The 25,346-nt window shown below is 47.6% G+C and carries 17 protein-coding genes; 13 read left to right on the plus strand and 4 right to left on the minus strand.

The features are described 5' to 3' along the window. Positions 1–2: 2 nt before the first annotated feature. The 5 genes from RJ47_RS11875 (at position 3) to RJ47_RS11895 (ending at position 9,691) form a co-directional block, all read left to right on the plus strand. Positions 3–2,243: a right-handed parallel beta-helix repeat-containing protein gene (locus RJ47_RS11875; protein ID WP_039483992.1), complete on the plus strand. Its 2,241-nt coding sequence runs from the start codon at positions 3–5 to the stop codon at positions 2,241–2,243. 301 nt (positions 2,244–2,544) lie between these two features. Next, positions 2,545–4,314 carry a sodium:solute symporter family protein gene (locus tag RJ47_RS11880; RefSeq protein WP_039483994.1) on the plus strand — a complete coding sequence of 590 codons (1,770 nt, stop codon included), beginning with the start codon at positions 2,545–2,547 and terminating at the stop codon, positions 4,312–4,314. Between the two features lie 56 nt (positions 4,315–4,370). Then, positions 4,371–5,537 carry an oligogalacturonate lyase family protein gene (locus RJ47_RS11885; protein WP_039483996.1) on the plus strand — a complete coding sequence of 389 codons (1,167 nt, stop codon included), beginning with the start codon at positions 4,371–4,373 and terminating at the stop codon, positions 5,535–5,537. A 476-nt stretch (positions 5,538–6,013) separates the two neighbouring features. Next, on the plus strand, positions 6,014–7,258 hold the full coding sequence (locus tag RJ47_RS11890) for an outer membrane protein transport protein (RefSeq protein ID WP_005469764.1): 1,245 nt from the start codon (positions 6,014–6,016) through the stop codon (positions 7,256–7,258). A gap of 18 nt (positions 7,259–7,276) precedes the next feature. Further along, complete coding sequence (locus RJ47_RS11895) at positions 7,277–9,691, plus strand: VolA/Pla-1 family phospholipase (protein WP_039483998.1); 2,415 nt, start codon at positions 7,277–7,279, stop codon at positions 9,689–9,691. A 77-nt stretch (positions 9,692–9,768) separates the two neighbouring features. Here the strand turns inward: RJ47_RS11895 and RJ47_RS11900 are convergent, their stop codons facing one another. Further along, entirely contained in the window at positions 9,769–10,305 is a 537-nt protein-coding gene (locus RJ47_RS11900; protein ID WP_039484000.1) for a hypothetical protein, read from the minus strand. Positions 10,306–10,422: 117 nt separating this feature from the next. Here RJ47_RS11900 and RJ47_RS11905 point away from each other — a divergent pair, with 117 nt between their 5' ends. From RJ47_RS11905 to RJ47_RS11915, 3 genes are read left to right on the plus strand one after another with little or no spacing between them, the layout of a single operon-like run. After that, positions 10,423–11,070 carry an HAD family hydrolase gene (locus RJ47_RS11905; RefSeq protein ID WP_052237943.1) on the plus strand — a complete coding sequence of 216 codons (648 nt, stop codon included), beginning with the start codon at positions 10,423–10,425 and terminating at the stop codon, positions 11,068–11,070. Between the two features lie 28 nt (positions 11,071–11,098). Beyond that, positions 11,099–11,875 carry a nucleotidyltransferase domain-containing protein gene (locus RJ47_RS11910; protein WP_039484004.1) on the plus strand — a complete coding sequence of 259 codons (777 nt, stop codon included), beginning with the start codon at positions 11,099–11,101 and terminating at the stop codon, positions 11,873–11,875. A 22-nt stretch (positions 11,876–11,897) separates the two neighbouring features. Beyond that, positions 11,898–12,497, plus strand: coding sequence for an HAD family hydrolase (locus RJ47_RS11915; protein ID WP_039484007.1), 600 nt, complete (start codon positions 11,898–11,900; stop codon positions 12,495–12,497). Between the two features lie 48 nt (positions 12,498–12,545). Here RJ47_RS11915 and fdhF read toward each other — a convergent pair whose 3' ends face one another. After that, positions 12,546–16,754 carry a formate dehydrogenase subunit alpha gene (gene fdhF, locus RJ47_RS11920; protein ID WP_039484010.1) on the minus strand — a complete coding sequence of 1,403 codons (4,209 nt, stop codon included), beginning with the start codon at positions 16,752–16,754 and terminating at the stop codon, positions 12,546–12,548. 333 nt (positions 16,755–17,087) lie between these two features. Here fdhF and napG point away from each other — a divergent pair, with 333 nt between their 5' ends. The 5 genes from napG to RJ47_RS11945 all read left to right on the plus strand — a co-directional run bounded on the left by napG (position 17,088) and on the right by RJ47_RS11945 (position 21,549). After that, complete coding sequence (gene napG / locus RJ47_RS11925) at positions 17,088–17,849, plus strand: ferredoxin-type protein NapG (RefSeq protein ID WP_038136000.1); 762 nt, start codon at positions 17,088–17,090, stop codon at positions 17,847–17,849. Then, on the plus strand, positions 17,849–18,703 hold the full coding sequence (gene napH / locus RJ47_RS11930; protein ID WP_039484011.1) for a quinol dehydrogenase ferredoxin subunit NapH: 855 nt from the start codon (positions 17,849–17,851) through the stop codon (positions 18,701–18,703). Before napG ends, napH begins: the two co-directional genes overlap by 1 nt. Positions 18,704–19,037: 334 nt before the next feature. Then, positions 19,038–20,612 carry an ATP-binding cassette domain-containing protein gene (locus RJ47_RS11935; RefSeq protein WP_039484013.1) on the plus strand — a complete coding sequence of 525 codons (1,575 nt, stop codon included), beginning with the start codon at positions 19,038–19,040 and terminating at the stop codon, positions 20,610–20,612. Between the two features lie 92 nt (positions 20,613–20,704). After that, positions 20,705–20,989 (plus strand): MazG nucleotide pyrophosphohydrolase domain-containing protein, encoded by a 285-nt coding sequence (locus RJ47_RS11940; protein WP_005469508.1) that lies wholly within the window; start codon positions 20,705–20,707, stop codon positions 20,987–20,989. Between the two features lie 92 nt (positions 20,990–21,081). Then, a complete protein-coding gene (locus RJ47_RS11945; protein ID WP_039484015.1) occupies positions 21,082–21,549 on the plus strand; it encodes an ASCH domain-containing protein in 468 nt (155 codons plus the stop codon). Positions 21,550–21,616: 67 nt separating this feature from the next. On the opposite strand, the gene copI is transcribed toward RJ47_RS11945, so the two are convergent. Together copI and RJ47_RS11955 are read right to left on the minus strand one after the other, a co-directional pair. Beyond that, positions 21,617–22,153 (minus strand): copper-resistant cuproprotein CopI, encoded by a 537-nt coding sequence (copI, locus tag RJ47_RS11950; RefSeq protein WP_039484017.1) that lies wholly within the window; start codon positions 22,151–22,153, stop codon positions 21,617–21,619. A gap of 72 nt (positions 22,154–22,225) precedes the next feature. Continuing rightward, positions 22,226–25,345: an efflux RND transporter permease subunit gene (locus tag RJ47_RS11955; protein WP_039484019.1), complete on the minus strand. Its 3,120-nt coding sequence runs from the start codon at positions 25,343–25,345 to the stop codon at positions 22,226–22,228. Position 25,346 lies beyond the last annotated feature (1 nt).

A 25,346-nucleotide genomic window follows, 5' to 3' on the forward strand; every position in this document is an offset into this window, starting at 1 on the left:
AAATGAAAAAACATACGCTTGCACTTTGCCTCGCAGCGGCTCTGATCCCACAGGCTTATGCTGAGACACTATCTTCTGACAACTTGGTATGGAAGGCCGTCACTTTTGGACAATCAACTGATTTAAACTTTGGTTCAACCATTTTGCCTGAAAAAGTTGGGCTGAATCAGGTGACGGTCAATGGGAAAGAAGTGAAGGAAGGGCCACTAGAACAGCGTTTCACGATTGAAAGTCGAGGTGGAAAACTGGCCAATTCACATGAAGGGTTAACCTTCTATTACACGGAGATTCCAACGAGCTACAACTTCACGCTGTCTGCGGATATTGAACTGATTCAGCTTGGCCCAGAAACCGGCGCGACACCGAATCGTCAGGAAGGCGCGGGCATTATGGTCCGCGATATTGTTGGCGCTGAGCGATTGGTACCGCAACCCGAAGGGCATGAAGAGTTTCCTTCTGCATCGAACATGGTGATGAACCTATTGCGTTCTCACTCACGCACCAATGATGGCATGGTGAACATCAACGCATCGTTTCGAGAAGGTGTTTATCAACCTTGGGGAACGGCGGGTAACCGTTTGAGCCGCGTGGATTACAGGGAAGGTGTGAGTTACGGAGAGACCGAACGCTACTCTATGAGCTTGACACGCACTAATGAAGGATTTGAAGTTGCTTACCGTAATGGCGAGGAACATCTCAAACATCATGTCGCTGGCGCCAATGCGAATATTGTTGAGATGCAAGATGCTGAGAGTCAATACGTCGGTTTCTTTGCTTCCAGAAACGCGAAAGTTAATGTGGAAAACGTTGAGTTGGCATTGTCACCAGCGAAGACGGTCAACGCGCCTAAGTTCCAAGCCAAGCAAGATGAGGTGGTGTTCCAAGTCGCGTCGCCAAGCGTGTCGGTTGTTGATGATTACACCTTGCAAGCTCGATCCAATTACAGTGGCGTATATCAAGTTCACCATCAGGGATTCTTACTTGATGAAGCAAAAGTGAATGCCGGTGATCTGTACCGTCATGCGATACTGTTGAAAGACGCATCACAAGTCTTTGATATTACGTTTACACCGATTGAAGGTCCGAGCGTTAAACCGGTTAAAGAGTCGATTGTGGTTGAGCGTGTCGAGATTTCGAATCCAAACGCCATGTATGTGTCACCTACAGGGACTTCAGCTGGTACAGGCAGTTCCACTCAGCCGTTAGACTTAGAAAGCGCGATACAGATGTTGCCACCTGGTGGTGTAATAAAGCTGCTTTCTGGTGATTATGATGCGACGACCATTCCAATTTCTGCCAGTGGTAGTGCGGATGCAGTGAAAACGTTGACCAAAGCTGGCGACAATGTTCGTTTTGTCGGCAATCTGATTCATGAAGCCAACTATTGGAAATACGAAGACATCGAAGTTTCAGGGGCGCTTTTTGTTGTTCATGGTAGTCACAACACGTTCGAAAGAATGACCACGCATGGCGCGCCAGACACAGGGTTCCAAATTACGTCACCAGAGCGTATTGGTCGAGCACTTTGGGCAAGCTACAACACAGTTATCGACAGCGAAAGTTACAACAACATGGATCCTTCGCAAATTAACGCGGACGGCTTTGCCGCTAAGATGCGTGTTGGAGACGGAAACACCTTCATCCGCTGTGTTGCTCACCACAATATTGATGATGGATGGGATTTGTTCAACAAAGTTGAAGATGGTCCAAATGGTGCCGTGACCATTATCGACTCCATTGCTTTCAGTAATGGACGTACGCTCGATGTGGCCAATAAAGGTGGGACGATCGGTAACGGCTTTAAACTAGGCGGTGAGGGACTTCCAGTGCCGCATGTAATCAAAAACAGCTTGTCATTTAACAATAACATGGATGGCTTCACGGACAACTTTAACCCCGGAACGGTGACGGTGAGCAACAACATTGCCATCGACAATAAGCGGTTTAATTTCTTGTTCCGTCAAAGCCCTTACTCACAAGAGGTCAAACAGGGAGTCTTTAGCAACAACAAATCGCTTCGCTTCCACGTTGACAGTCGTTACGACGATGTCGTCAATAGCAGTGAAGCCTCAAACAATCGCTTTATCTCTGATGGAGTGACTGTGGATGTGCAAGGCAAACCCGTCGATATGACGCAATTCAAACGCTTGAAACAGGCATCGATTATCGATCTTGAACAACCAGTGCCGGGTATGCTTGAAGCGAAAGCCGTTAAAGCGTTGATAGACAGCTCGTTGAACTGATTGATCAATCACCGTGATACTAAGAAGGCTCCCAGTGGGGGCCTTCTGTTTTTTTGCTAGTTGTCAGCTTGCCGTTGCCACTCACAGAGTGCTCAGAACAGAAAACGCCTATTGGTTGAGGCAGGTAAAGAACTGACAACAACACTACGTCTATAATTGACAAGATCAACTTAGGTGACTTTTATCACAATACTAGGCCTAAAATGAAAAATGAACCGTTGTTTCGATTTTTGTCACAGTAACGTTTGTTTTTTGAAATTATAATTTTCTTAAATTAAAACAGCGTTTCGAGGTTTCTGATATGGAATACGATTATCTTGTAATAGCGGGCTACTTTGCGCTTATGGTCGCAATCAGTTTGCTATTTAAAAAAATGGCGAGTAACAGTACCAGTGACTACTTCCGAGGGGGCGGTAAAATGCTCTGGTGGATGGTCGGTGCAACGGCGTTTATGACGCAATTCTCTGCCTGGACATTCACTGGTGCTGCGGGCAAAGCATTTAACGATGGCTTCGCCGTACTGGCGGTATTTGTTGGTAACATGGTTGCCTACGTGTTTGCGATTTTTTACTTCGCTCGCCGCTTTCGCCAGATGCGAGTTGATACGCCAACTGAGGGTGTTAAGCGCCGCTTTGGCTCAGTCAATGAACAGTTCTTTACGTGGGTTATTATTCCACTGAGCGTTATCAACGCGGGCGTTTGGCTAAATGGTCTTGGTGTCTTTGCATCGGCTGTGTTCGATGCCGACATTATTACGACCATCTATGTGACAGGTGCGGCAGTACTTGTGATTTCGCTGCTTAGCGGAGCATGGGGTGTGGTCGCATCAGACTTCATTCAAACCTTGGTGGTTGCCGTCATCTCTATCGCATGTGCAGGCGTTGCATTGTACTTTGTGGGTGGCCCTAGCGAAATCATCAATGAGTTCCCTGGTGGTTTCATCATGGGACCGGATATGAACTATCCGCTATTGCTTGTATGTACCTTTATCTTCTTTGTTGTTAAGCAGCTTCAAAGTATTAACAACATGCAGGAGTCTTACCGATTCCTCAATGCAAAAGACTCAAATAACGCAACTAAAGCCGCAGCGATGGCTCTAGTGATGATGGTCTTTGGTGCGATTATTTGGTTCATTCCACCTTGGGCGTCAGCGATTATGTACCCTGATGCCGCGGCAGCTTACCCAGAACTGGGCGCTAAAGCGAGCGATGCGGTGTACCTTGTGTTTGCCCGTGAAACAATGCCAATCGGTACTGTTGGCCTACTCATGGCTGGCCTATTTGCTGCAACAATGTCATCAATGGACTCTGCGCTAAACCGTAACTCTGGTATTTTTGTTCGCAGCTTCTACTCTAATATTGTGCGTAAAGGTCAAGCGAGTGACAAAGAACTCCTTCGCGCAGGTCAGATTGCGTGTCTAGTGAACGGTATTCTTGTTATCTTGATGGCTCAATTCTTCAACTCACTGAAGCACCTAAGCCTATTTGATTTGATGATGCAGGTTGCAACCTTGCTTCAATCTCCAATCTTGGTTCCACTGTTCTTAGGTATCATTATTCGTAAAACACCTAAGTGGGCACCATGGGCAACGGTTGTGTTCGGTATGGGCGTATCTTGGTCTGTCGTTAACATCTTCACTCCACAATTCGTCGCAGGCTGGTTTGGCATCGAAGAGTTGACAGGACGTGAGGTGGGTGAACTTCGCACTATGATTACTATCGTGGCACACCTAATCTTTACCGCGGGCTTCTTCTGCTTAACAACCTTGTTCTACAAGCCGGAGAACGACCCATATTTGGAGAAAACAGCAGAGTTCTTCAAAGATGTTGATACAGAGTGTGTTTCTGAAGAAGGCCAAGACATCGTTGACCGTATGCAGCGAGCTAAACTTGGAACTCTAGTAACGTATATGGCGGCAGGACTGACCTTAATGGTGCTTATCCCGAACCCGCTATGGGGACGACTACTCTTCTTAGCGTGCGCCGCGGTTATCTTTGCTGTCGGATACGGGCTCAAGAAAAGTGCACAACTTGATGACTCTTCCCAAACGGTCGTCGCTTCTTCCAACTAATTGACATTAACCTGAGAGGCTGGCGTGATAGGCCGCCTCTCTTCAGGAGATTTTTTATGGCCAAAGGTAATCAAATTACTCTAGAGTTTGAGTCGTTTTTAGATAGTGATACTCAGGTAAAGGTCACGCGTTTAACTCCTAAAGGAATAACGTGCCATCGTAATTACTTTTATCAAAAATGCTTTACCAAGGATGGAAGAAAGCTCCTATTTGCTGGTGATTTTGACGGAAATCGAAACTACTACCTACTGGATTTGGATACTCAGAAAGCGACACAGTTGACCGAAGGTTCAGGTGATAATACGTTCGGTGGATTTATCTCTGAAGATGATAAGTCATTTTTCTATGTTAAAAATGAACTTCATTTAATGAAGGTCGATCTTGAAACGCTCAAGGAAAACGTCATCTACACCGTGGATGAAGAATGGAAAGGCTACGGCACTTGGGTCGCAAACTCTGAGTGCACAAAATTAGTGGGGATCGAAATTCTCAAATCGTGTTGGAAACCGCTCACCGATTGGCAAAAATTCCATGATTTTTACCATACTCAGCCGACTTGTCGCTTAATAAAGGTTGATATTGAAACCGGTGAGCTAGAAGTGGTGCATCAAGAAGACGCTTGGTTAGGGCATCCCATTTATCGACCATTTGACGATTCAACCATCGGGTTCTGTCATGAAGGTCCGCACGATCTTGTTGACGCACGTATGTGGCTGGTCAATGAGGATGGCTCTCATGTTCGTAAGATCAAGGAACATGAAACAGGCGAGTCTTGCACACACGAGTTTTGGATTCCGGATGGCAGCGCTATGGCTTATGTTTCCTACTTTAAAGGTCAAACCGAACGAGTCATTTACAAAGCAAATCCAGATACGTTAGAGAACGAAGAAGTGATGGTGATGCCGCCATGTTCACACTTAATGAGTAACTTTGACGGTTCTTTGATGGTGGGTGATGGTTGTGATGCACCCGTCGATGTCGCAGACAGTGATAGTTACGATATTGAAAACGACCCATTCTTGTACGTCCTAAACACCAAGAACAAAACATTCGCGAAACTGGCGAAACATAACTCTTCTTGGGAAGTGCTAGACGGGGATCGCCAAATTACTCATCCTCATCCATCATTTACACCAAATGATGACGGTGTACTGTTCACTAGTGATTTCGAGGGCGTACCGTCTATTTACATCGCTGAGGTTCCAGACGAGTACAAACAGTAGTCTTAGAAATCTACTTTTTCACACCTTTCTCTAAGCCAGTCGTTCGACTGGCTTATTTTCTTTCTGAAGTTTCGTAAGTCGCGTAAGGGATTGTAACGATTAACCGCATCGATGAGAGGCAAACGTTATTATCAGTTTCGTGTTGTTGCTGAAAACGCCTAAGACAAGCTACTTGCCTTTGGATGTTTGTTGGTTTTTCACTCACTTGGTTCGATATCTAAACAATGTAATCGATAACAAATCTGATCTGACCACTTTCTGTAGATAAGTGTAGATAATACAACGCTTTATATTATTGCTATGACTAATGCGTCATTTTTGATGCGCCAATGTTGGTTATTTTTTGACATTTCGACATACAAAAAATAACATCTAATTAACATTGTGCGTATTCACATCCGATTTCCGCATAGTGTCGCACAACAAAAACTACAACAATGCCATTCGAAAAAGAACGTACCCTAGGAGGGTCAAGGATGAATAAAAAGCACTGCTCTCTGCTGACAATCTCCATATTGTTTGCGTGTAACGCTCATTCCGCAGGTTTCCAAGTCGCAGAACACTCGGCATCGGGCCTCGGTCGCGCGTTTTCTGGTGAAGGCGCGGTCGCCGACAATGCGAGTGTATTAGCACGTAACCCCGCTGCCATGACACTTTTTGAAAACACCACCTTTTCTGGTGCGCTGTCGATCGTTGATCCTGAGGTGAATGTTTACGACGTCGATAACAAAGAGCAGTCTGATGATGTTGCTCCTCTTCAAGTTGTTCCAGCGAGTTACTACATTAGCCCAATCAACGATAGCTGGGCTTGGGGTATAGGTCTATTCACAAACTACGGTGTCGCCACGGATTATCCAGATGATATCTCTGCTGGTGATATGGCTGGCCATACTTCTCTTTTGTCCGTTAACTTAAATCCAAATATTGCTTACCGCATTAACGAATCGTTTAGTGTCGGTGCTGGTGTCAATTTGGTTTATGCAGAGGCGGAGCTTACAAGGCATAAGGGTGAAACCGCTGATTTTGTTGGTGGTCAGTACTCTGACCGTCTTATTGGTATGACTGGTGAGACTTTTGGTTATGGTTGGAATGTTGGCGCACTTTATGAGTTGAATGAAAACCATCGATTTGCCTTTGGCTACCGCTCTGCCGTTAAACTCGATTTCGATGATGGTGAGTTCAGCAGCTATGACTCAGGTATTGCGACGGAATCAAAAGTGACAGGTCGTTTAAAAATTGACCTGCCTGCAATTATGGAACTTTCTGCTTTCCATCAGCTGAACGAGCAATGGGCGGTTCACTATGGTTGGCAGCGTACGGACTGGAGTACGTTCGAGGAGCTAAAAGCAACTAGCCCAGACTGTGACGATGGAGTCCCTGGACAGTGTTTCTACAAGCCTGAAAAATATGAAGATAATGACCGACTATCTTTGGGTGCGACTTACCAGCTAAACGCTGATTGGACGTTGAGAGCTGGTTTCGCGTTTGATGAGCAAGCAGGTAAGGCGACCCTAAGTATCCCAGACAGTGACCGACGTTGGTACAGCGCAGGTGTGACTTATATGTGGAGTGATAACTTGTCTCTAGATGCTGGTTTTGCATTAGTTGTAAGTTCGAAAGGCTCTTTCACTGAAGAGAATGCTCTAGATCAAGAGAGAACCTTTGAAGCTGAAGGCACCGCTTATATTTCTGCAATGCAGCTTAACTACACGTTTAAATAAGATCTCTGGAGACAAAAGATGAAACATACCCTGAAATTATCTCTACTTTGCTCCGCTATCTTAATGGCGGGTTGTGGTGACAACACCCAAAGTTCTGGCACCGAGAATCAAAAGTTAGAAGCCTACTTAGAAACCTCCTTAGCACGTTCAACTACACAAAAGATGGCTTTGAAAGGGGCGAATGCATCAGTACCCCTTAATAACAATTTGTTGTTTGATTCTGTTGATGGAACACTAAAAATTCCGACTGGAGGCGACGACAGTATTTCCAACCCTCGTGCCGCACTGAATTATGCTGACGGTTTTTCTACCACTATGCCTATCTACATTTCGTTTGAAGGAGCTGGTTTTGGAGAAACGGCTGGTGTTGTTCCTACAGGTGTCACCCTACTGAAACTGTCTAAGAAACTTACCGATACAAGTACAACACCTTTAATCCCTACTCCTGTTGCGACGACGGACTATGTTGTATACAAGCAAGGAAGCACACTAGCGATTGCTCCGACTGTACCGTTTGATGAGAAGTCTGAATATTTGCTTATCATCACCGATGACGTGACAGATGTGAATGGTGATCCCGTTGGTACCTCTCAAAGCTATGCGGGTTTAAAGACCAATACAGTGACTTATACATCAGGGGATCTAGCGAGCGCGCAGTCTCTTATCAAAGGTCAGGAAGCATTGGCAAATGCAGTGGGTGTTGATACGACAAAAATTGTTTACTCTTCTTGGTTTACAACAACATCTGTTGGGGACGTTGTTGAGGCTACAGCGGGTGTGTTGGCTTCCGTTGCTCCAACGAATGCGCTTAATGCTTTGTGGAAAGGGTCTGCGAACCCAAATGCCGTAGATTTAAGTGATGCCTACTCATTGTCATTCGATACAGCAAATACAACGGGTTTTCTTGCTGCACTGCAAAATGACGCCAATGTTAAGAAGTATCTAAGCAAAGAGGGTGAAACGGATGCCGCAGCGTTTATCGGTGCGGTGCAGGCGGTTTACGCGGCTGGAAGCGTAAATTTCGATGAAGTAAATGTGACTAAAGGTACTTTGAAACTACCGCATTTCCTTGAAACCAATCCCTCTACTTTTGCGACGACACCGTTTGAATCAGCAACGCCGAGTTTAGCAATTTTGAACCATGCTCTGATTGATGATAAGACCAAAGATAGCGTAATTGCTCAGTTGGTATCTAAGAGCATTGACCCACAAAATCTATCGGTTACCGCATTAATGGGCGTTGACCTTACTGATCCTGTAGAGGGCGGCGCACTGGATAAAGAGCGCATTGTTACCCAATATTCTCCGATCCCTAAGGTTAAATCGTTGGAATCAGTCGATGTGTTGTTGTTTACTCCAACTACGGGTACGCCGGATGGTGTTGTTGTCTATCAACATGGTATTACGACGGTCAAAGAGAACGCTTATGCGTTTGCCGCTAACTTGACGGCGCAAAACTTGGCTGTCATCGCAATTGATCATCCTATTCATGGCTCGCGTGCGTTAGCTGGTGGAGCGATCTCGACTACGGATAATGCACTTTACTATCTTAACTTGTCAGCGCTGCCAGTTGCGCGAGACAACATTCGCCAGAGTGTACTTGATGTGATTGGTTTGCGTATGGCCCTTTCTTTGCCAGGCAATGATTTCTCTGGAACACCACTAGACGGTGTGACTTTGTCCAACGACTCAATCAAGTTCTTAGGGCATTCGTTGGGTGGCATTACAGGCTTAACATCCGTTGCCACTGCACAGAAAGTCGGTGCATTTGGCTTTAAGTCTGCAGCATACCCAAATGCGGGTGGACATATTGCTGAACTGCTTTTTGCATCAAAAGAGTTCGGTCCAGAAATTAAACACAATCTAGCGAAAGAGTTGGATGCAAACTACAAAACTCAAGTTGCGGATGTTTGTAAAGCTAACAGCTTAAGTGACAAGGATTGCTACAACGGATTCGTACTCCAACAACCAGAGCTTGCGAAAGAGCTAGAGTCCAAACTGGTTCCATTTAAGGTTGCCGCACAGACTCTCGTTGATACGGTCGATCCTCATTCGATGATAAATGCTAGTGGTTATTTTGATACAAGCGACTCTTACCCAACTTTGTTGCTCCAAGTAGATAAAGATGGAACTGTACCAAATAATGGGCTTGCTGATGATGGATTAACACCACTGTCGTATACCGCGAGTTTTGTTGGGACTCAAGGGTTGGGTAGTAGTCTCGGCCTTACAGAGTTGACTGAAGCGACGCGTACAACTACAGGTTCGCGATTGTTTGCCAAATTCAGTGATGCAGGAACACATAGTACATTTATCGTCCCTAAATCTGATTTAACAGATGTTGCCCAAATACAGGCGATGAGAAGTCTGGTCAGTGATTTCTTAGCTAACGATGGGAGTACTAGCGGCGTTGCTAGTGGTGTTCTAGAATAACCAACTTCCCAAATAATAAAGCCGACCACAAGGTCGGCTTTGTTCGTTTTGGCGCTCTGTAATCGCTCTGGTGTGATTTAGTCTCGAATGCCCCAACCAGCAAAGTTTGGGTCACTTTCGAGTTCGGCCAAAATGCCAGTTTCTTTCAAATCAGGCTTATCATAAGTTAGGTAGGCAGAGAAACTACCATCGTTATACTTTCTACCGTAATAAGAGTACTGCATTACAGTAATCTTATTGGCTTCGACGGTTTCCCCAAAGCTCTGACTATCATCCAGAAATTGTTCACCATCATTGAAATAGCGTCCGGCTTGAGAATAACAACGCATGTTCTTGGCAACGTAATATCCCGGTTTGATATCTGAGAAAACATAGTAATTTTCATTTTGCTTGGGCATAAACTCCAATTCAATTGGGGTTTCGCTATATTCGCCACCACTGATCATTTCATAAAGAGAGACGACCACTTTTCTACATGGGTGATGCCCGCCGTTGTTCTGTACATCGGAGCCTATCAGCAGAGCTCCGTTACCATTGGCAGGAGTTAAGGAGATTGAAGCGCAGCCGCCCAAAATTGGCAGCATTACTGCTAGAGTAAGTAGTTTAGTTTGCATTGTGACTTAATTGTTATCAGCTATAAAATCTAATGTTATCATTTGTTTGGGTGATATCTTTGCAATTAACGTCATGAATCTGTATATGTGAGAGCTCATTCATAAAATTAGTTGTATATGGAGATAACCGTGGAGCAATACCAAGCGTTTTTGTTTGATATGGATGGCACTTTAGTTAATTCGGAGCCATTAAAAGGGTTGGCGTTAGCAAAAGCGTGCGCGGACTATGGCGCAGAGGTCGATTTCAATATTTACAAGCAAGTGATGGGTGAAAGTTGGCCTGTGGTCACAGGACATTTCTTTCAACATGCGGGTATTTCGCCTGATTTAGCTGAATTTAATACGCATTTTCGAGCTCATTATGAGGCATTGCTTTCCAGTGAACTGGAGCTTAATCATGGAGCTTTGACTTATCTTCAATATCTCAAAGAGCAAGGAAAAACATGCGCGGTTGTTAGCTCTGCGGCCACTTGGATGGTCGACAACATCTTACGCGCGCTAGATCTTGATGAACTCTTTGATGTAGTGATTACTCAAGAGCATGTTTCCAAGCACAAGCCTGACCCTGAAGCTTATCTATTGGCACTTTCCCAATTGGATTTACCTACAGAGGCGGCGGTGATTTTCGAAGATTCTCACGCAGGAATCAGCGCGGGTGTTTCGGCAGGCTGTGATGTGGTTGCAATTCATCATAGCTTTAATGGCAACAATGATTTAAGCCAGTCAATTAAACAAATCAGTAGCTATCAGGAGCTGTTAGTTTAATAGATTTGATGTGCCTAGGGAGAGCTGCATGTTTGAAAATAAAGGACTCACTAGCCAAGGCTATATTGATAATCCATACAGCGTTGAACACATCCAGCCGGATTTTTCTTCGGTAGTGGAGCAAATGCTGCGACGTTTGAAAGAGACCTTTCCAGACCAGTTGCATAGCGTTTATCTCTATGGCAGTGTGCCAAGGGGGAAGGCTGTGTTTGGCCAGTCAGATTTGGATGTCTCTGTAGTTTTCTATCAACCGCTTTCTTCAAATGACCATAAGCAGCTGCAACGTATTGCCGATGAGCTAACCTCGCAATATTCCGCTATTAGCAAGCTGGACTTTGACCCTGGGCACCTACAAGAAGTGCTGGCGGAAGAGGAAGAGTACCGTTGGCAGTTTTGGCTCAAACATTGCTGTTGCTGCTTATGGGGACAAGACCTATCGACTGGATTTCGTCTTCATAAACCGAGCTTACGGATCGCTTGGCAGCTCAATGAGGATCTTCCGCAGGTGCTCGAATCTGAACTCGAGTCTATTCAAACTCAAGATGAAAAAGCCAACGCGAAAGTGTTGGGCAAAAAACTGCTGCGCAGTGCCTATTTACTTGTCGCAGAGCAAGACAATAGCTGGTTGAGTGATTTGGACTCCATCACCAAGGTTTTGCGCCAATACTACCCTGATGATGTCACATCCATAGAACTTTGTTTGCGTTTAGCGCAAGGGGAGTGTGGAAATGTGCATCGTATCAATGAGTTAATCTCGGGCTTTGGCTATAAAGTAGTAAAACAAATAGAAAAAGCGAAAGCGTGAGACAATCACATGGAGGTGAGCGTTGAAGAGTATTGTATTAATTGATTTTGATGGGGTGATTAGGCAGTGGCCCGGTAACGAAGTTTCTCAGGCAGAAGCGGTACTAGGGATTTCTCAGGGCGCATTGTATTCGTGTGCGTTTTCTACCGAACTGTTGAATTTAGCGGTATGCGGTGAGATTTCTCATCAGCAATGGTGTGACAGAGTCACTGAGCAACTGGCGCGCCACTGGGGTGAGGAGGCTGCGGCACAGTTGGTGAAAATATGGAATCAAGCGGAGTGGTTTATTGATACGCCGTTAATAGAAGGGATTCGTCAACATACCCCTGAGAGTAAACTCGTATTGGTGACTAATGGTACGTCTCAGTTAGAAGCAGATCTCGCCTCTGTCTCACTGCAAGATAGCTTCGATCTTGTTGTTAGTTCCTCACATATTGGTGTCGCTAAGCCCGATCGACTGTTTTTTGAGATTGCTCTGCAACTGGCCGGAGGCAATCCCGTCAATGCGGTGTTTATTGATGACAGTGAGGCTAACGTGGCTGCCGCCAAAGCGATGGGGATCGACAGTCACGTCTACAATAACAGCGACGATGCGTTAGCCTTTGTACGCGAGCACTTTTAATTGTTATTAACCATATGAAAAAGCCGACGATAACGTCGGCTTTTGCTTTTAGTGCGTAGCTTGAGGCTCTACTGTCTCTACCTTGACCGCTGCCACTTTGAACTCCGGTATTTTCGCATGGGGATCGGTTGCGGTGGTGGTTAATCGGTTCACAGGCGATTCAACAAAATGGAATGGAATAAACACCACACCTTGCTGAATTCGCTTGGTCACAAAGGCATCAATCTCAATTGAACCGCGTCGAGTGGAGACTCGCAAGCGTTGACCATTGCTAATGCCTAGCGCTTCTGCATCTTGGACGCTGATCATAGCTCTTGGACCGGCTAAGTTATCCAAACCTTTGGTTTTGCGCGTCATGGTTCCGGTATGGAATTGCTCAAGCACACGCCCAGTCGTCAGGACTAAAGGAAAATCCTCGTCCGGAAGTTCGGCCGCATAGCGGAATGGCACCCCAACCATTTGTCCTTTGCCACGAGTAAATTGGGTTTGGTGCATAATCCTCGTGCCGTTTGGGTTGTTTTTGTTGCTTGGCCACTGCACGCCATCTGGGGTGATCGCCTCCCAACGAAGCCCTGCATATTGTGGTGTCATGCGAGCGATTTCGCTGGTGATGTCTGACACTTCTTTGTAGTGCCAATCCCCACCCATGGCGTTAGCGATTTGTTGAATGATCCACCAATCTTCTTTGGCTTCTCCTGGTGCTTTCACTGCTGGATTGACGCGTTGTACTCGCCGCTCGGTATTGGTGAAGTGACCTGATTTTTCGGCAAACGAGCAAGATGGCAACACAACATCGGCATATTGAGCGGTTTCAGTTAAGAAGATGTCTTGCACCACCAAGAAGTCGAGCGTCTCCAATCCTTCAATAACGTGAGCTTGATTCGGGTCACTCAGTACAGGGTTTTCACCCATGATATAAAGGCCGCGCACATCTCGATTGCAGGCACCATCGATGATTTCGGTTAGCGTCAAACCTGGCTCAGAAGGAAGGTTTGGCGCGTCCCATTCAATAGTGAACTTCTGACGAATCATTGGGTTGTAGACTTTCTGATAGCCTGGGTAATTGTTGGGTAGTGCGCCCATATCACAAGCACCTTGCACGTTGGATTGACCACGCAGCGGGTTGATACCGCCACCCTCAATGCCGATGTTGCCGCAAAGAAGCTGTAAGTTAGCAATCGAGCGAACATTGTCGTGTCCGGTTGTATGCTGGGTGATGCCCATGGAGTAGTAAACCGCAGTGCGCTCGGCTGTGCCGATCATACGTGCCATAGCAAAGATGTCGTCGCCACTGACCCCCGTGACCAACTCCACTTTGTCTAACGCATAGGCAGGAGACATTACTTCTTGGAGTAGGGTGTCAAAGCCGTCCACGCGCTCCTCAATATACTCTTGGTCGTACCAACCATTTTTGATGATTTGCTGCATGATACCGTTAAGCAGCATCACGTCAGTCCCCGGTCGATGAGCAAGATAGAGCTCGGCGTGATCCGCCATATCAATGCGCTTAGGGTCCGCCACAATCAAGCGTGCGCCGTGGTGGCGAATCGCCTGCTTGATGTGAGAAGCGATGATAGGGTGAGCCGAGGTGGTATCTGAGCCGATAATAAAAATCACATCCGAGTGCTTGATGCTCGGGATGTCATTGGTCATGGCACCACTACCCAGAGACGCTTCAAGACCAGTAACGCTGGAGGCATGACATAAGCGTGCGCAGTGGTCGATATTGTTGGTGCCAAGCTCACGGCGAATAAACTTCTGGAAAGCGTAGTTGTCTTCGTTAGTGGTTTTAGCGGATGAGAACCCCGCGAGTGCGTTGCCGCCAAAGTCTTGTTTGATGACGGTGAACTTCTTAGCAATAAGCGCAATGGCGTCATCCCAACTTGCGGGTTGTAGCCAGCCATCTTTACGAATCAGAGGCGTGGTTAAACGAGCATCATCACTGATAAAATCAAAGCCGAAACGCCCTTTCACACAAAGCATGCCTTCATTGACCGGGGACTGCGCCCCAGTAACACGCATGATTTGGTTGTTTGCCTCATCAACATGCATGGTCAATTTACAGCCTACACCACAATAGGTACAAATGGTGTCGACCTTTTTCAATACTTCCTCACGTCCTTGAGCGCGGTCACGGCTGTCTACCATGGCACCCGTTGGGCACGCTTGAACGCAGGCACCACATTGAACGCAGTTGGAATCGCCCATCAGCAAGCGCCCATTTTTGCTTGAACCAAAGTGCGGTCTGTCATCAGGGCGCAGTGCAGGGCGGCCATGTTGGTCATGGACAAAGTTGAGAATGCCATGCACCGCTTGTTCACTACAGGCTTGAATGCATTGACCGCAACTAATACAGCGGTTGGCATCGAATTCAATGAACTCAGAACTGCGGTCAACGCTGAACTTATGGCGCGGATCTTTCGCTCTTACATTGAGCCAATCGTGATGACTTTTCACTTCAAGGCCAAGTTCAAAGTGCTGCTCTGCACCATATTCAGTTGAGTAGTCTCGCAGATCGCAACTGGTGTTGGCTTGGCAACCACATTCAAGGCAGCGCGCCGCTTCTTTGATGGCCTCTTCGTTGTCAAAGCCGAGCTCGACTTCATCAAAACTCTGTTCGCGCTGAGCTGGGGTGAGCTCTGGCATGATTGAGCGAGCCACTTTTTGGAAGTTCTCGAAGTGGATTGGATCCACTTGCGCCAGTTTTTGTTCTTTACGCGAGTTGAAGGCTGGCGCTGGCATATCGGCCATGTCGCCATTGAGGAACAGGTCGATCGCTTTGGCGGCGATTCGGCCGTCTCCAACCGCTTCAACAGCCGTCGCTGGGCCGCGGCGAAAATCACCAATACTGAAAATATTGCCTGTACCTGTGTGCATGGTTTGTGGATCAGACTCGGACGTGTTCCATCGAGTTAATGGAATCGATAAATCGTCACCTTCTAGAAAGCTTAAATCAGGCTTTTGTGAGACAGCGGCAATCACGGTATCAAATGCTTGAGTGAAGAACTCTCCGGTTGGCTCTGGTCTGCGGCGACCTGACGCATCGGGCTCGCCCAGCGCCATTCGTTCTAAGCGAACTTCTTTCACGTGGCCGTTTTCATCTGCAATGTTTTCAGCCGGGTTGGTTAGAAACAGAAACTTAACGCCTTCGTGCTCAGCCTCTTCAATTTCGTAGTCTTCGGCTGGCATCTCTTCGCGCGTCCGGCGATAGATAATTGTGGTGTCTGCCCCTGCGCGGCGAGCGGTTCTCGCGCAGTCAATCGCAGTATTACCGCCACCAATCACCGCCACTTTTTCACCTGTGGTGTAGGTTTGATCGGTGACAAAGTCTTTTAGGTAATCGACCCCAAGGTAGCAGCCAGCAAGTTCACTGCCTGGGTATTTCATCTCGACAGCTAACGAAGCGCCAACCGCAAGACAGACCGCATCATAGTCATCACTCAACTGGCTCAGCGATAGGTTTTCGCCAAGCTTTTGCTCGGTTTTTATCTGCATACCATTGCGGCACATCAGCTCGATTTCTTTATCGAGGATCGCTTTTGGTAGTCGATATTCAGGAATGCCATAACGTAGCCAGCCACCTGCTTTTGGCATCGACTCAAATACGGTTACGTCATAGCCTTCGTTGGAAAGATAATAGCCCGCCGTTAAGCCTCCTGGACCACTGCCGACAATGGCGATAGAGAGGTTTTTATCGGCTTTCTTTGCTGGCGTGTAGGCTTCTTGTGCTGCTAGGTCGGCATCTGCGGCGTGGCGTTTCAATTGACGAATGGCGATTGACTCATCCACCAAGGATCGGCGACATTCACTTTCACAAAAGGCAGGGCAAACGCGGCCAATCGATAGTGGCATCGGCAGAGTGCGTTTAATCACTTCAATCGCTTTTTTATGATCGTTTTGTGCGATGAAGTAAAGGTACGATTGGATGTCTACCCCAGCTGGGCAGGCAGTTTTGCACGGCGCTTCGCAGTCAGCATAGTGATCTTGCATGATGCGGTTGAGCGCTTGACGGCGATGCTCGCTTAACTGGTCTGATTGCGTTTTAACATTCAGACCGCGGTAGACTTCGAGTTCGCAGGCGCGCTGAGTGCCGCCGCTTTCTACCTCTACCACACACAGGTCGCAAGGCACTTTCTGATTAGATTTATTTAGCCCGCATAAAGAAGGGATCTCTACCCCACATACTTTGGCTGCTTCTAGAAGGGTTGAACCCTCTTCCACAATTCGATATTTGCCGTCGATTATGATTTCTATCATAAGACCCCCGCAGCGTAATTCACAAAGCCTTACATTCTATAAGGATAATGCCTAGCAAGGAAAGTTCGTGTGACAAAAAACTCAATTATTGCATTTTTATCATTTTGACCACTGGTGTTGTATTTGTTTTCAGCGCTCTGCTTCCGTGCTAGTTGACCAATATGCGCCCTCAAACAAGCCCATTAGTTGATTCTTATCAAGTCATCTCTCATACACCTCTTTGGAGGTATATGCCCTTATCACGTGTCGTGAAAATATCCTTATCATAATTGTGGTTGCTATGCTTAACGTGCTCGTTGAGCAAAGTGATCTGCTGGGGTAAGGAAGTAAGCCATGACGGATGCAAAATCAAAAACATCGCAAAGCCGACGTCGGTTTTTACGAGATGCGGCAAGAACGGCAGCGGGCGTTGGTGCAGCTGCGACGGTACTTGGGCTTCAGTCGATGCAAAGCCAAGCGAGAGATGGTTCTGGCGTGCCGATCAGGCCACCGGGTGCTCTGCCAAAAGGCGAGTTTGAAAAAGCGTGCATTCGCTGTGGATTATGCGTACAAGCCTGTCCCTACGATACCCTAAAGCTTGCCACACTCCTCTCATCGGTCGAGTCAGGCACGCCGTATTTTAATGCGCGGGAAATCCCGTGTGAGATGTGTGAAGACATTCCATGTGTCCCCGTTTGTCCGACTGGTGCGCTAGACCCCAACTTAACCAATATTGACGATGCTCGCATGGGCACCGCGGTGCTCATCGACCATGAAAGCTGTTTGAACTGGCAGGGGCTGCGCTGCGATGTGTGTTACCGAGTTTGCCCCTTGATTGATGAAGCAATCACGCTTGAACATATCCGTAATGAACGAACCGGTTATCACGCCAAACTGATTCCCACTGTTCACTCAGATAAATGCACCGGCTGTGGTAAATGTGAAGAAGCGTGTGTCACTGAAGTGGCGGCGATTAAAATTATCCCGACAGAATTGGCCAAAGGCAAAATGGGCGCTCACTACCAACTTGGTTGGGAAGAGATCAAAAAGCCACTAGAGAACAGTGCGCCTGAAGTGCCGACCGAAGCGCTGGAAACCTTGGGAGGGAAGTTGTAATGGCTAAGAACCTCGCTAAAGATGCCGGAAAAGATGCAATAAAAACCTTAGGCTGGTGGCAAGCGCACCGTTTTTTATTGCTTAGACGAGTCTGTCAGTTAACGATCGTCGCTTTGTTTATGGCAGGACCAACGCTAGGAGTACTAAAAGGCAATCTCTCTTCGAGTAACTTGTTTGATGTGATTCCAATGAGTGATCCTCTGATTGTGTTACAAACCCTAGCCGCAGGGCACTTACCAGAAATGACGGCGCTAGTGGGCGTAGTCATTGTGGTGGTTTTCTATGCGCTAATCAGCCCAAGAGCATTTTGCGGCTGGGTTTGCCCGATGAACATGGTCACCGATCTGGCGGCGTTTTTGCGTCGTAAACTCAATATCAAAACCAGCTACCGTTGGTCGCCCCAGCTGCGCTACTGGTTGATTCCCGTATTGCTGATCGGTAGTGCCGTCTCGGGCAGTGTTTTATGGGCTTGGATTGATCCTGTTGCCGCGCTACATCGCGGGCTGGTGTTTGGATTTGGGGCGAGCTGGGTGCTGGTTGGCTTGGTGTTTGTGCTCGATTTGCTGTTGGTTGAACACGGCTGGTGTGGCCATTTATGTCCACTGGGGGCGACTTACGGGGTGATAGGGCGCAAGAGCTTGCTACGAGTGGCTGCTGTTCGCCGTGAAGATTGCACTAAATGTATGGATTGCTATTACGTTTGCCCCGAACCAGAAGTGCTGCGCCAACCGCTGAAAGAAGGTGATAAACGCGTCTTAGACCAGAACTGCATCAGTTGCGGGCGGTGTATTGATGTGTGTGCTGAGCGCGTGTTTGAGTTTCAAAATCGAATTACAGTAAAGCAGATTGAATAACCACAATCCCTTTTTGGCCGGCCTTGATCAAATAGATTGAAGCCGTGTTGCAACTGGTCGCGTTTTATTTGCTATGTGGCGAAAAACTGCTCTATAATCGCCGCATCATTTCTTAAGGAGTTTACGCCAATATGAACAACTAACACCTGTTATCCACCTTTACATCATATTTTGGATTTCACAGGGTTAGTCGGCGTAGCTTCGTCTTAGCTTATTAATAGCATCAACACGTTATGTACCTTTATAGGTGCGCGTCCATGTTGGCTCGTAGAGCACAAATTGGATCGAACTCATTGCAGCCGCTACGCCTAATCCTGTTTTACAGGAGGCAAATATGCCAGTTATACAAGCGCACAAAATCAGTTATCAGTTCAACAATGGCGATGTGCTGTTCGAAAATATCTCATGCACTCTGTCAGCAAGGCGAGTGGGTTTAGTCGGAAGAAATGGGATTGGTAAATCCTACTTTGCAGACATGCTCGCTCAAAAACGCACGCCGACCTCGGGAAGTGTCGTTACTTCGGCCAGTGTCGCGTGCTACAGCCAATTGCCGTCTCAGCTACTTGAAAGCTCGATCAGTATTGCCGAGTTTCTTGGTTACCAAGAGAGGCTTCACGCAATTGAACGCATTGAGAAGGGCGATTGCGATCCTAAATGGTTCGAGATTGTCGGTGAAAATTGGCAGCTTAAACAGGCGTTAAATGATGAGTTAGATGCCCTTGGCTTACCACCTAACCCCAATTTTTCTTGCAAGAGTTTGAGTGGTGGTCAACTGGCCAGATTGCAGCTGTGGAAGCTGTTTCAGTCAGACGTCGAACTGCTCATTTTGGATGAGCCGTCTAACCACCTTGATCAATTGGCAAAGCGGTGGTTGATCGAGCAGATGAATCAATTCCAAGGCCATCTTGTGTTGGTCAGCCACGATCGACAGTTGCTACGGCAAATGGACCAGATTTGGGAGCTGAGCCAACTGGGTTTAACCCAATATGGCGGCAATTTCGATGCGTATGAGGAGCAAAAACAGCGAGAGCGTAATGCACTCGAGCGCCAACTGGATGCGGTAAGAGGAGAGCAGCATCGACTGGAGGTTCAAGCGCAGAAAAATCGCGAAAAAGCGCAGCAGCGAGAGTCTCAAGGGAACAAAATACGCAAATCAGGGAGCCAATCCAAGTTGATTCTCGATGGCATGAAGAACAGCGCGGAAAACTCGGTGTCGAATCGGCACAAAAACGAGAACAGTCGCCGAACCAAGCTTGAGCAAAAACAGCGGGCGCTCAGTGAACGCTATGAAAACGTTAAGCAGCAAAGGCTATACCTTGAACAAGGGGCATCTGGGCGCGGTAATGTATTCAACATGGTGGCGGCGGTGCTTCCTTTTGGAGTGGGTACCCCTTTTAATCTCGCGCTGGAGGCGGGCAGCAAGTTGCATCTTTCAGGTGGGAATGGTTCGGGGAAATCTACGCTACTCAAAGTGTTGTCGGGGGAGATGGGCTTAAAAAGCGGAGAGCTGCATGTCAATCGTGCAGTTTGTTATCTTGACCAGCATTTTGGCTTGCTGAGTTTGGAGCGTTCACTACTCGGTAACATGACGCACCACTGTGAAGGGATGCTAGAAAGTGACGCGCGAACATTGCTTGCCGGGATTGGCTTTCGTACGGACAGCGTGTTTCGGTTGGTGAGTGAGCTCAGTGGCGGTGAGAAGATGAAATTGGCGATGCTGATCGTTAGTCATCAGCCTCAATCACCTATTTTACTACTCGATGAGCCAGACAATCACTTAGACCTCGACTCGAAGCAGATGCTGGCTGATGCGTTAAAACGCTACCAAGGTACCTTTATTCTTGTCAGCCATGATGAGGATTTTGTTCGCGAGAGTGGGGTTGAACGCACTTTTACTCTTACGACTTAAGCGTAGGGTTGCTCATCAAGTGTTTGATTTTATGTAATTAAGGTTTATAAAATGCATCACCAAGCGAATGATAGACCAAAGAAAAGGATGTTATGAAGTTATCGGAGCTGCAAAACCACATAAAAGAGTTCGATTACGCCCCTGAACAATCCGAGCACTACTTCTTAAAACTGATTGAAGAGGTAGGGGAGTTGTCGGAAGCGATTCGTAGTGGCACTGGCGGGCAACCAAGCTTTGAAGAACTTAAAGGCTCGGTAGCAGAAGAGTTATACGATGTTCTGTACTATGTCTGCGCGCTTGCCAATATTCACGGTGTGGATCTGGAGGCTACCCACACCATGAAAGAAGTGCTTAATAAAGAGAAGTACAATCGTTGAACCAAGAATTAAGCCCCAGCCCTACTGATGCCCGTTTGTGCGGGCTTTTCTGTCATTCAAACTAATACTAGAGATTCAACGGAGAATGAGTCATGGAAGAAAGATATGAAGACTATTTTCAGTCTTACATCAGCACTTTATCAGCGTCTCAACTGGCGGAGATTGACGGCGTAGAAACCACCTATTTTTGTGATGATGAGTACAACACCAATGAGTGTGCCAGACTTGTTTCAATTGGCAAAAAGCGCGCGACGTGCAGCGTGAAAGAAGCCTATAAAATTGAAGGAGAGCCGCTGCCTAAAGTTGGTCAACACCAAATTGTATTGGATTGGGAAAAGAACCCAGTCTGTATTGTCAAAATCACCGATGTGGATTTTTGTCTGTTTGGGCAGGTCAGTCGCGAGTTCGCTGAGTCGGAAGGCGAAGGGGATGGCACTTACGAGTGGTGGTACAAAGCACACAATGACTTTTTCACTAAAGATTGCGCGTCTGCGTATGGCATTGAGTTTAATGACTCGACAGAACTTGTCCTTGTGACTTTTGAGCTGGTTTATAAGTAACGCGGCTTCTGACTGAAACGCAGGAAAAGCGAAAGTCGCCAGGTTTTGCTGGCGACTTTATTGATCACTACAAGGTGATCTTTTTCACCATCCCCGCTTCTGCGTGGCCGGGAATGTTGCAGGCAAACTCAACATTGTTATCGCCGTGGAAGTGCCATAAAAGCTGTTTAGCTTTGCCCGGTTTTACAGTGACAGTGCTGCCAGAATCGTGCGCGTGGCTGCCCATGTTCTTCATCATTTCACGGTGTTTCAGTTGCTCTTGTGCTGAACCAATGGAAAACTCATGGTCAATTTTTCCAGCGTTCATCACCACAAATTGCACCACGTCATTTGGCTCGATCTTCACTTCTTTTTTGAAGTTGATTTTCATGTCATCAGTCAAAATAACGTGCACGACCTTGTCTGGTTTTGCGCCCTTGGCAGGCATTCCAACCTCAGACATACCTTCCATATTCATCATGTTCGAGTGATCCATTTTACTATGATCCATCTTCATCTCACCGTGGCCCATATTCGCATGGTCCATTTTTGAGTGATCCATTGCATCGGCAAGTACGCCTGTGCTGAACATGGTAATCGCTAGGGTAATCAGTGTTTTTTTCATGGTGTGTTCCTCTTTTAATCGGGTATTGCGTATGTCGAGCAGCTCATTAGCTCGACATACGATTGCTTGGTGTTAGTTAACTTCGTGTTGTTTCCAGAGTTTGAACAGAGCCGGTAAGACCAACAGCGTGAGTAGAAGCGCGGAGGCCATACCTCCTATCATTGGTGCGGCGATTCGCTGCATCACTTCTGAGCCTGTGCCGTCTCCGTACATGATTGGGATGAGACCAATGATGACAGTCAACACCGTCATCATCACAGGGCGAACGCGTAGCCCCGCGCCTTCGCGAATGGCATCGGTAAGGTCTTTCGCAGTGAGCGCTTTTTGCTCTTCTTCTGCGTGGAGTTTTTTGTAGTGCCACGCTTGGTTGAGATAAACCAGCATGATCACGCCAATCTCGACCGCGACACCGGCAAGGGCGATAAAGCCAACCCCAACCGCAATGGAGAAGTTGTAGCCGAGGTAGTGCATCAGCCATAAGCCTCCCACCATCGCGAGCGGCAGTGTAAGCATGATGATCATCACTTCTCCGACGCGGCGGAAGCTGAAGTAAAGCAGCAGCATGATGATGGCAATAGTGATAGGCACCACGACACTCAACCGCTCTTTGGCGCGCTCCATGTATTCGTATTGACCCGACCAAGTGAGCGAGTAGCCCGCAGGAAGTTGCAATTGGTCAGCGACAGTTTGCTGCGCTTCAACCACGTAAGAGCCCAAGTCGCGGCCATCAATGTCGACAAATACCCAACCATTCGGGCGTGCATTCTCGGTTTTGATCATCGGTGGGCCATCTTCGTAACGAATGTCAGCCACATCGGCGAGAGCGATGCGTGCACCGTTCGGAGTCACCAGTGGCAAGTTTTGCAGTTTCACTACCGAGTCTCGGTAATCTTGTGGATAGCGGACGTTAATTGGATAACGCTCCAGTCCTTCAACGGTCTCACCCACGTTCATTCCGCCCACCGCTGTAGAGATGACTTGCTGGACATCTTTGATACTTAAGCCGTAGCGAGCCGCGGAGCGACGTTTAATGTCAATGGTGACATAGCGTCCACCCGCAACGCGTTCCGCATAGACAGATGCCGTACCTGAAATCTGGTTCAAAATGGGCTCTAACTCTGAGCCAATTTGTTCGATTACCTTGAGGTCAGGTCCCGCAATCTTGATACCGATTGGTGTTTTAATACCGGTGGCTAACATGTCGATGCGAGTTTTGATTGGCATGACCCATGCGTTGGTCAATCCTGGGAACTGCACCAACTGATCAAACTCTTTGCGCAGCGACTCCGTGGTCACACCGTCTCGCCACTCTTCTCTCGGTTTGAGCTGAATGACGGTTTCGATCATGGTTAATGGGGCAGGGTCGGTTGCCGTTTCGGCGCGGCCAATTTTGCCCCAAACGGTTTCCACCTCAGGAACGGTTTTGATGAGCTTGTTGGTCTGCTGCAGTAGCTCACGTGCTTTACCAATGGAGATGCCGGGGTAAGTGGTCGGCATGTACATCAAGTCACCTTCGTCCAATGGCGGAATGAACTCGCTACCCAGTTTGCTGGTTGGATAGTAAGCCGATGCCATTAACGCCACCGCTAACAGGATCATTGTCTTAGGGAAGCGCAGACTCAGGTTCAGCAGAGGTCGGTATAGCGCGACCAACCCTTTGTTCACCGGGTTCTTATGCTCCGGGAGTACGTTGCCACGGATAAAGTAACCCATCAGAACCGGCACCAAGGTGATAGCGAGGCCTGCCGCCGCGGCCATTGCATACGTCTTGGTAAAAGCAAGTGGCGAGAACATCTTGCCTTCTTGACCTTCCAGTGCGAACACTGGCACGAAACTTAACGTGATGATAAGCAGTGAGAAAAATAGGGGAGCCCCCACTTCTTCCGCCGCTTTGCCGATCACTTGCCAGCGGTTTTTGTCCGTTAGCGGGGTACGTTCTATGTGTTTGTGAACGTTTTCAATCATCACAATTGCGCCATCGACCATCGCGCCTATGGCAATTGCAATGCCGCCCAAAGACATGATGTTGGCGTTAATACCTTGCCAGTGCATGACAATAAAGGCCGACAGGATCCCAACAGGCAAACTAAGGGCGATCACCAGTGATGAACGAATGTGGAACAAGAACAGCGCACAGACAACCGCCACAACGATGAACTCTTCCGCCAGTTTCTTCCATAGGTTTTCTACTGCGGCATCAATCAAGGTTGAACGATCGTAGGTGGCGACGATCTCCACGCCGTCTGGCAGGCTGCGTTGAAGTTCTGCCAGTTTTGTTTTGACATTGTGGATCACCTCGCTGGCGTTTTCGCCAAATCGCATCACAATCACGCCACCCACCGCTTCGCCTTCACCGTTGAACTCGGAAATGCCACGACGCATCTGTGGGCCAAGATTGATGTCTGCAATGTCCCCAAGCAAGAGTGGTGTGCCTTTGCTGGTCACTTTGAGCGGCAAAGATTCGATGTCTTCGATGCTGCTGAGGTAACCAGTCGTGCGTACCATGTGCTCAGCTTCTGCAACTTCAATGACGGACGCGCCCGTTTCTTGGTTGCCGTTTTGAATCGCCATGTTGACCTGTTGCAGCGTCAAATCGTAAGCGCGCAACTTAGCGGGATCGATTTGTACTTGGTACTGTTTGACCATGCCGCCGACAGTTGCCACTTCTGAAACGCCGGCTACGGTCTGCAACTCGTACTTTAAGAACCAGTCTTGCAGGCTGCGCAGCTGGGCAAGGTCATGCTGCCCGGTTTTATCTTGTAGGACGTAGCTGTAGACCCAGCCCACACCTGTTGCATCAGGGCCGAGTGTTGGTTTCGCGCTTGGCGGTAGCTTAGGTGCGACTTGACTCAAGTATTCGAGTACTCGAGAGCGAGCCCAATACATGTCTGTATCATCGTTGAATATGATATAGACGTAGGAGTCGCCAAAGAACGAGTAGCCACGTACCGTCTCTGCTCCCGGAACCGCGAGCATTGCGGTGGTGAGCGGGTAGGTGACTTGGTCTTCAACCACTTGCGGCGCTTGACCCGGATAGCTTGTTTTGATGATAACTTGCACATCCGACAAATCGGGAATCGCGTCCACTGGGGTATTTTTTACACTGTAAAGTCCACCCAATACGATCGCGAATGTCGCAAGTAACACTAAGAATCGATTGCTAATCGACCAACGAATGATTGCACTGATCATG

The sequence above is a fragment of the Vibrio sinaloensis genome, from assembly GCF_000808535.1.
GTDB lineage: Bacteria > Pseudomonadota > Gammaproteobacteria > Enterobacterales > Vibrionaceae > Vibrio > Vibrio sinaloensis_D.

What these genes read in the sequence shown, in the direction of transcription:
- RJ47_RS11875 (WP_039483992.1), top strand. Translation starts at nt 3, where the DNA reads ATGAAAAAACATACGCTTGCACTTTGCCTCGCAGCGGCTCTGATCCCA.
- RJ47_RS11880 (WP_039483994.1), top strand. Translation starts at nt 2,545, where the DNA reads ATGGAATACGATTATCTTGTAATAGCGGGCTACTTTGCGCTTATGGTC.
- RJ47_RS11885 (WP_039483996.1), top strand. Translation starts at nt 4,371, where the DNA reads ATGGCCAAAGGTAATCAAATTACTCTAGAGTTTGAGTCGTTTTTAGAT.
- RJ47_RS11890 (WP_005469764.1), top strand. Translation starts at nt 6,014, where the DNA reads ATGAATAAAAAGCACTGCTCTCTGCTGACAATCTCCATATTGTTTGCG.
- RJ47_RS11895 (WP_039483998.1), top strand. Translation starts at nt 7,277, where the DNA reads ATGAAACATACCCTGAAATTATCTCTACTTTGCTCCGCTATCTTAATG.
- RJ47_RS11900 (WP_039484000.1), bottom strand. Translation starts at nt 10,305, where the DNA reads ATGCAAACTAAACTACTTACTCTAGCAGTAATGCTGCCAATTTTGGGC.
- RJ47_RS11905 (WP_052237943.1), top strand. Translation starts at nt 10,423, where the DNA reads ATGGAGATAACCGTGGAGCAATACCAAGCGTTTTTGTTTGATATGGAT.
- RJ47_RS11910 (WP_039484004.1), top strand. Translation starts at nt 11,099, where the DNA reads ATGTTTGAAAATAAAGGACTCACTAGCCAAGGCTATATTGATAATCCA.
- fdhF (WP_039484010.1), bottom strand. Translation starts at nt 16,754, where the DNA reads ATGATAGAAATCATAATCGACGGCAAATATCGAATTGTGGAAGAGGGT.
- napG (WP_038136000.1), top strand. Translation starts at nt 17,088, where the DNA reads ATGACGGATGCAAAATCAAAAACATCGCAAAGCCGACGTCGGTTTTTA.
- napH (WP_039484011.1), top strand. Translation starts at nt 17,849, where the DNA reads ATGGCTAAGAACCTCGCTAAAGATGCCGGAAAAGATGCAATAAAAACC.
- RJ47_RS11935 (WP_039484013.1), top strand. Translation starts at nt 19,038, where the DNA reads ATGCCAGTTATACAAGCGCACAAAATCAGTTATCAGTTCAACAATGGC.
- RJ47_RS11940 (WP_005469508.1), top strand. Translation starts at nt 20,705, where the DNA reads ATGAAGTTATCGGAGCTGCAAAACCACATAAAAGAGTTCGATTACGCC.
- RJ47_RS11945 (WP_039484015.1), top strand. Translation starts at nt 21,082, where the DNA reads ATGGAAGAAAGATATGAAGACTATTTTCAGTCTTACATCAGCACTTTA.
- copI (WP_039484017.1), bottom strand. Translation starts at nt 22,153, where the DNA reads ATGAAAAAAACACTGATTACCCTAGCGATTACCATGTTCAGCACAGGC.
- RJ47_RS11955 (WP_039484019.1), bottom strand. Translation starts at nt 25,345, where the DNA reads ATGATCAGTGCAATCATTCGTTGGTCGATTAGCAATCGATTCTTAGTG.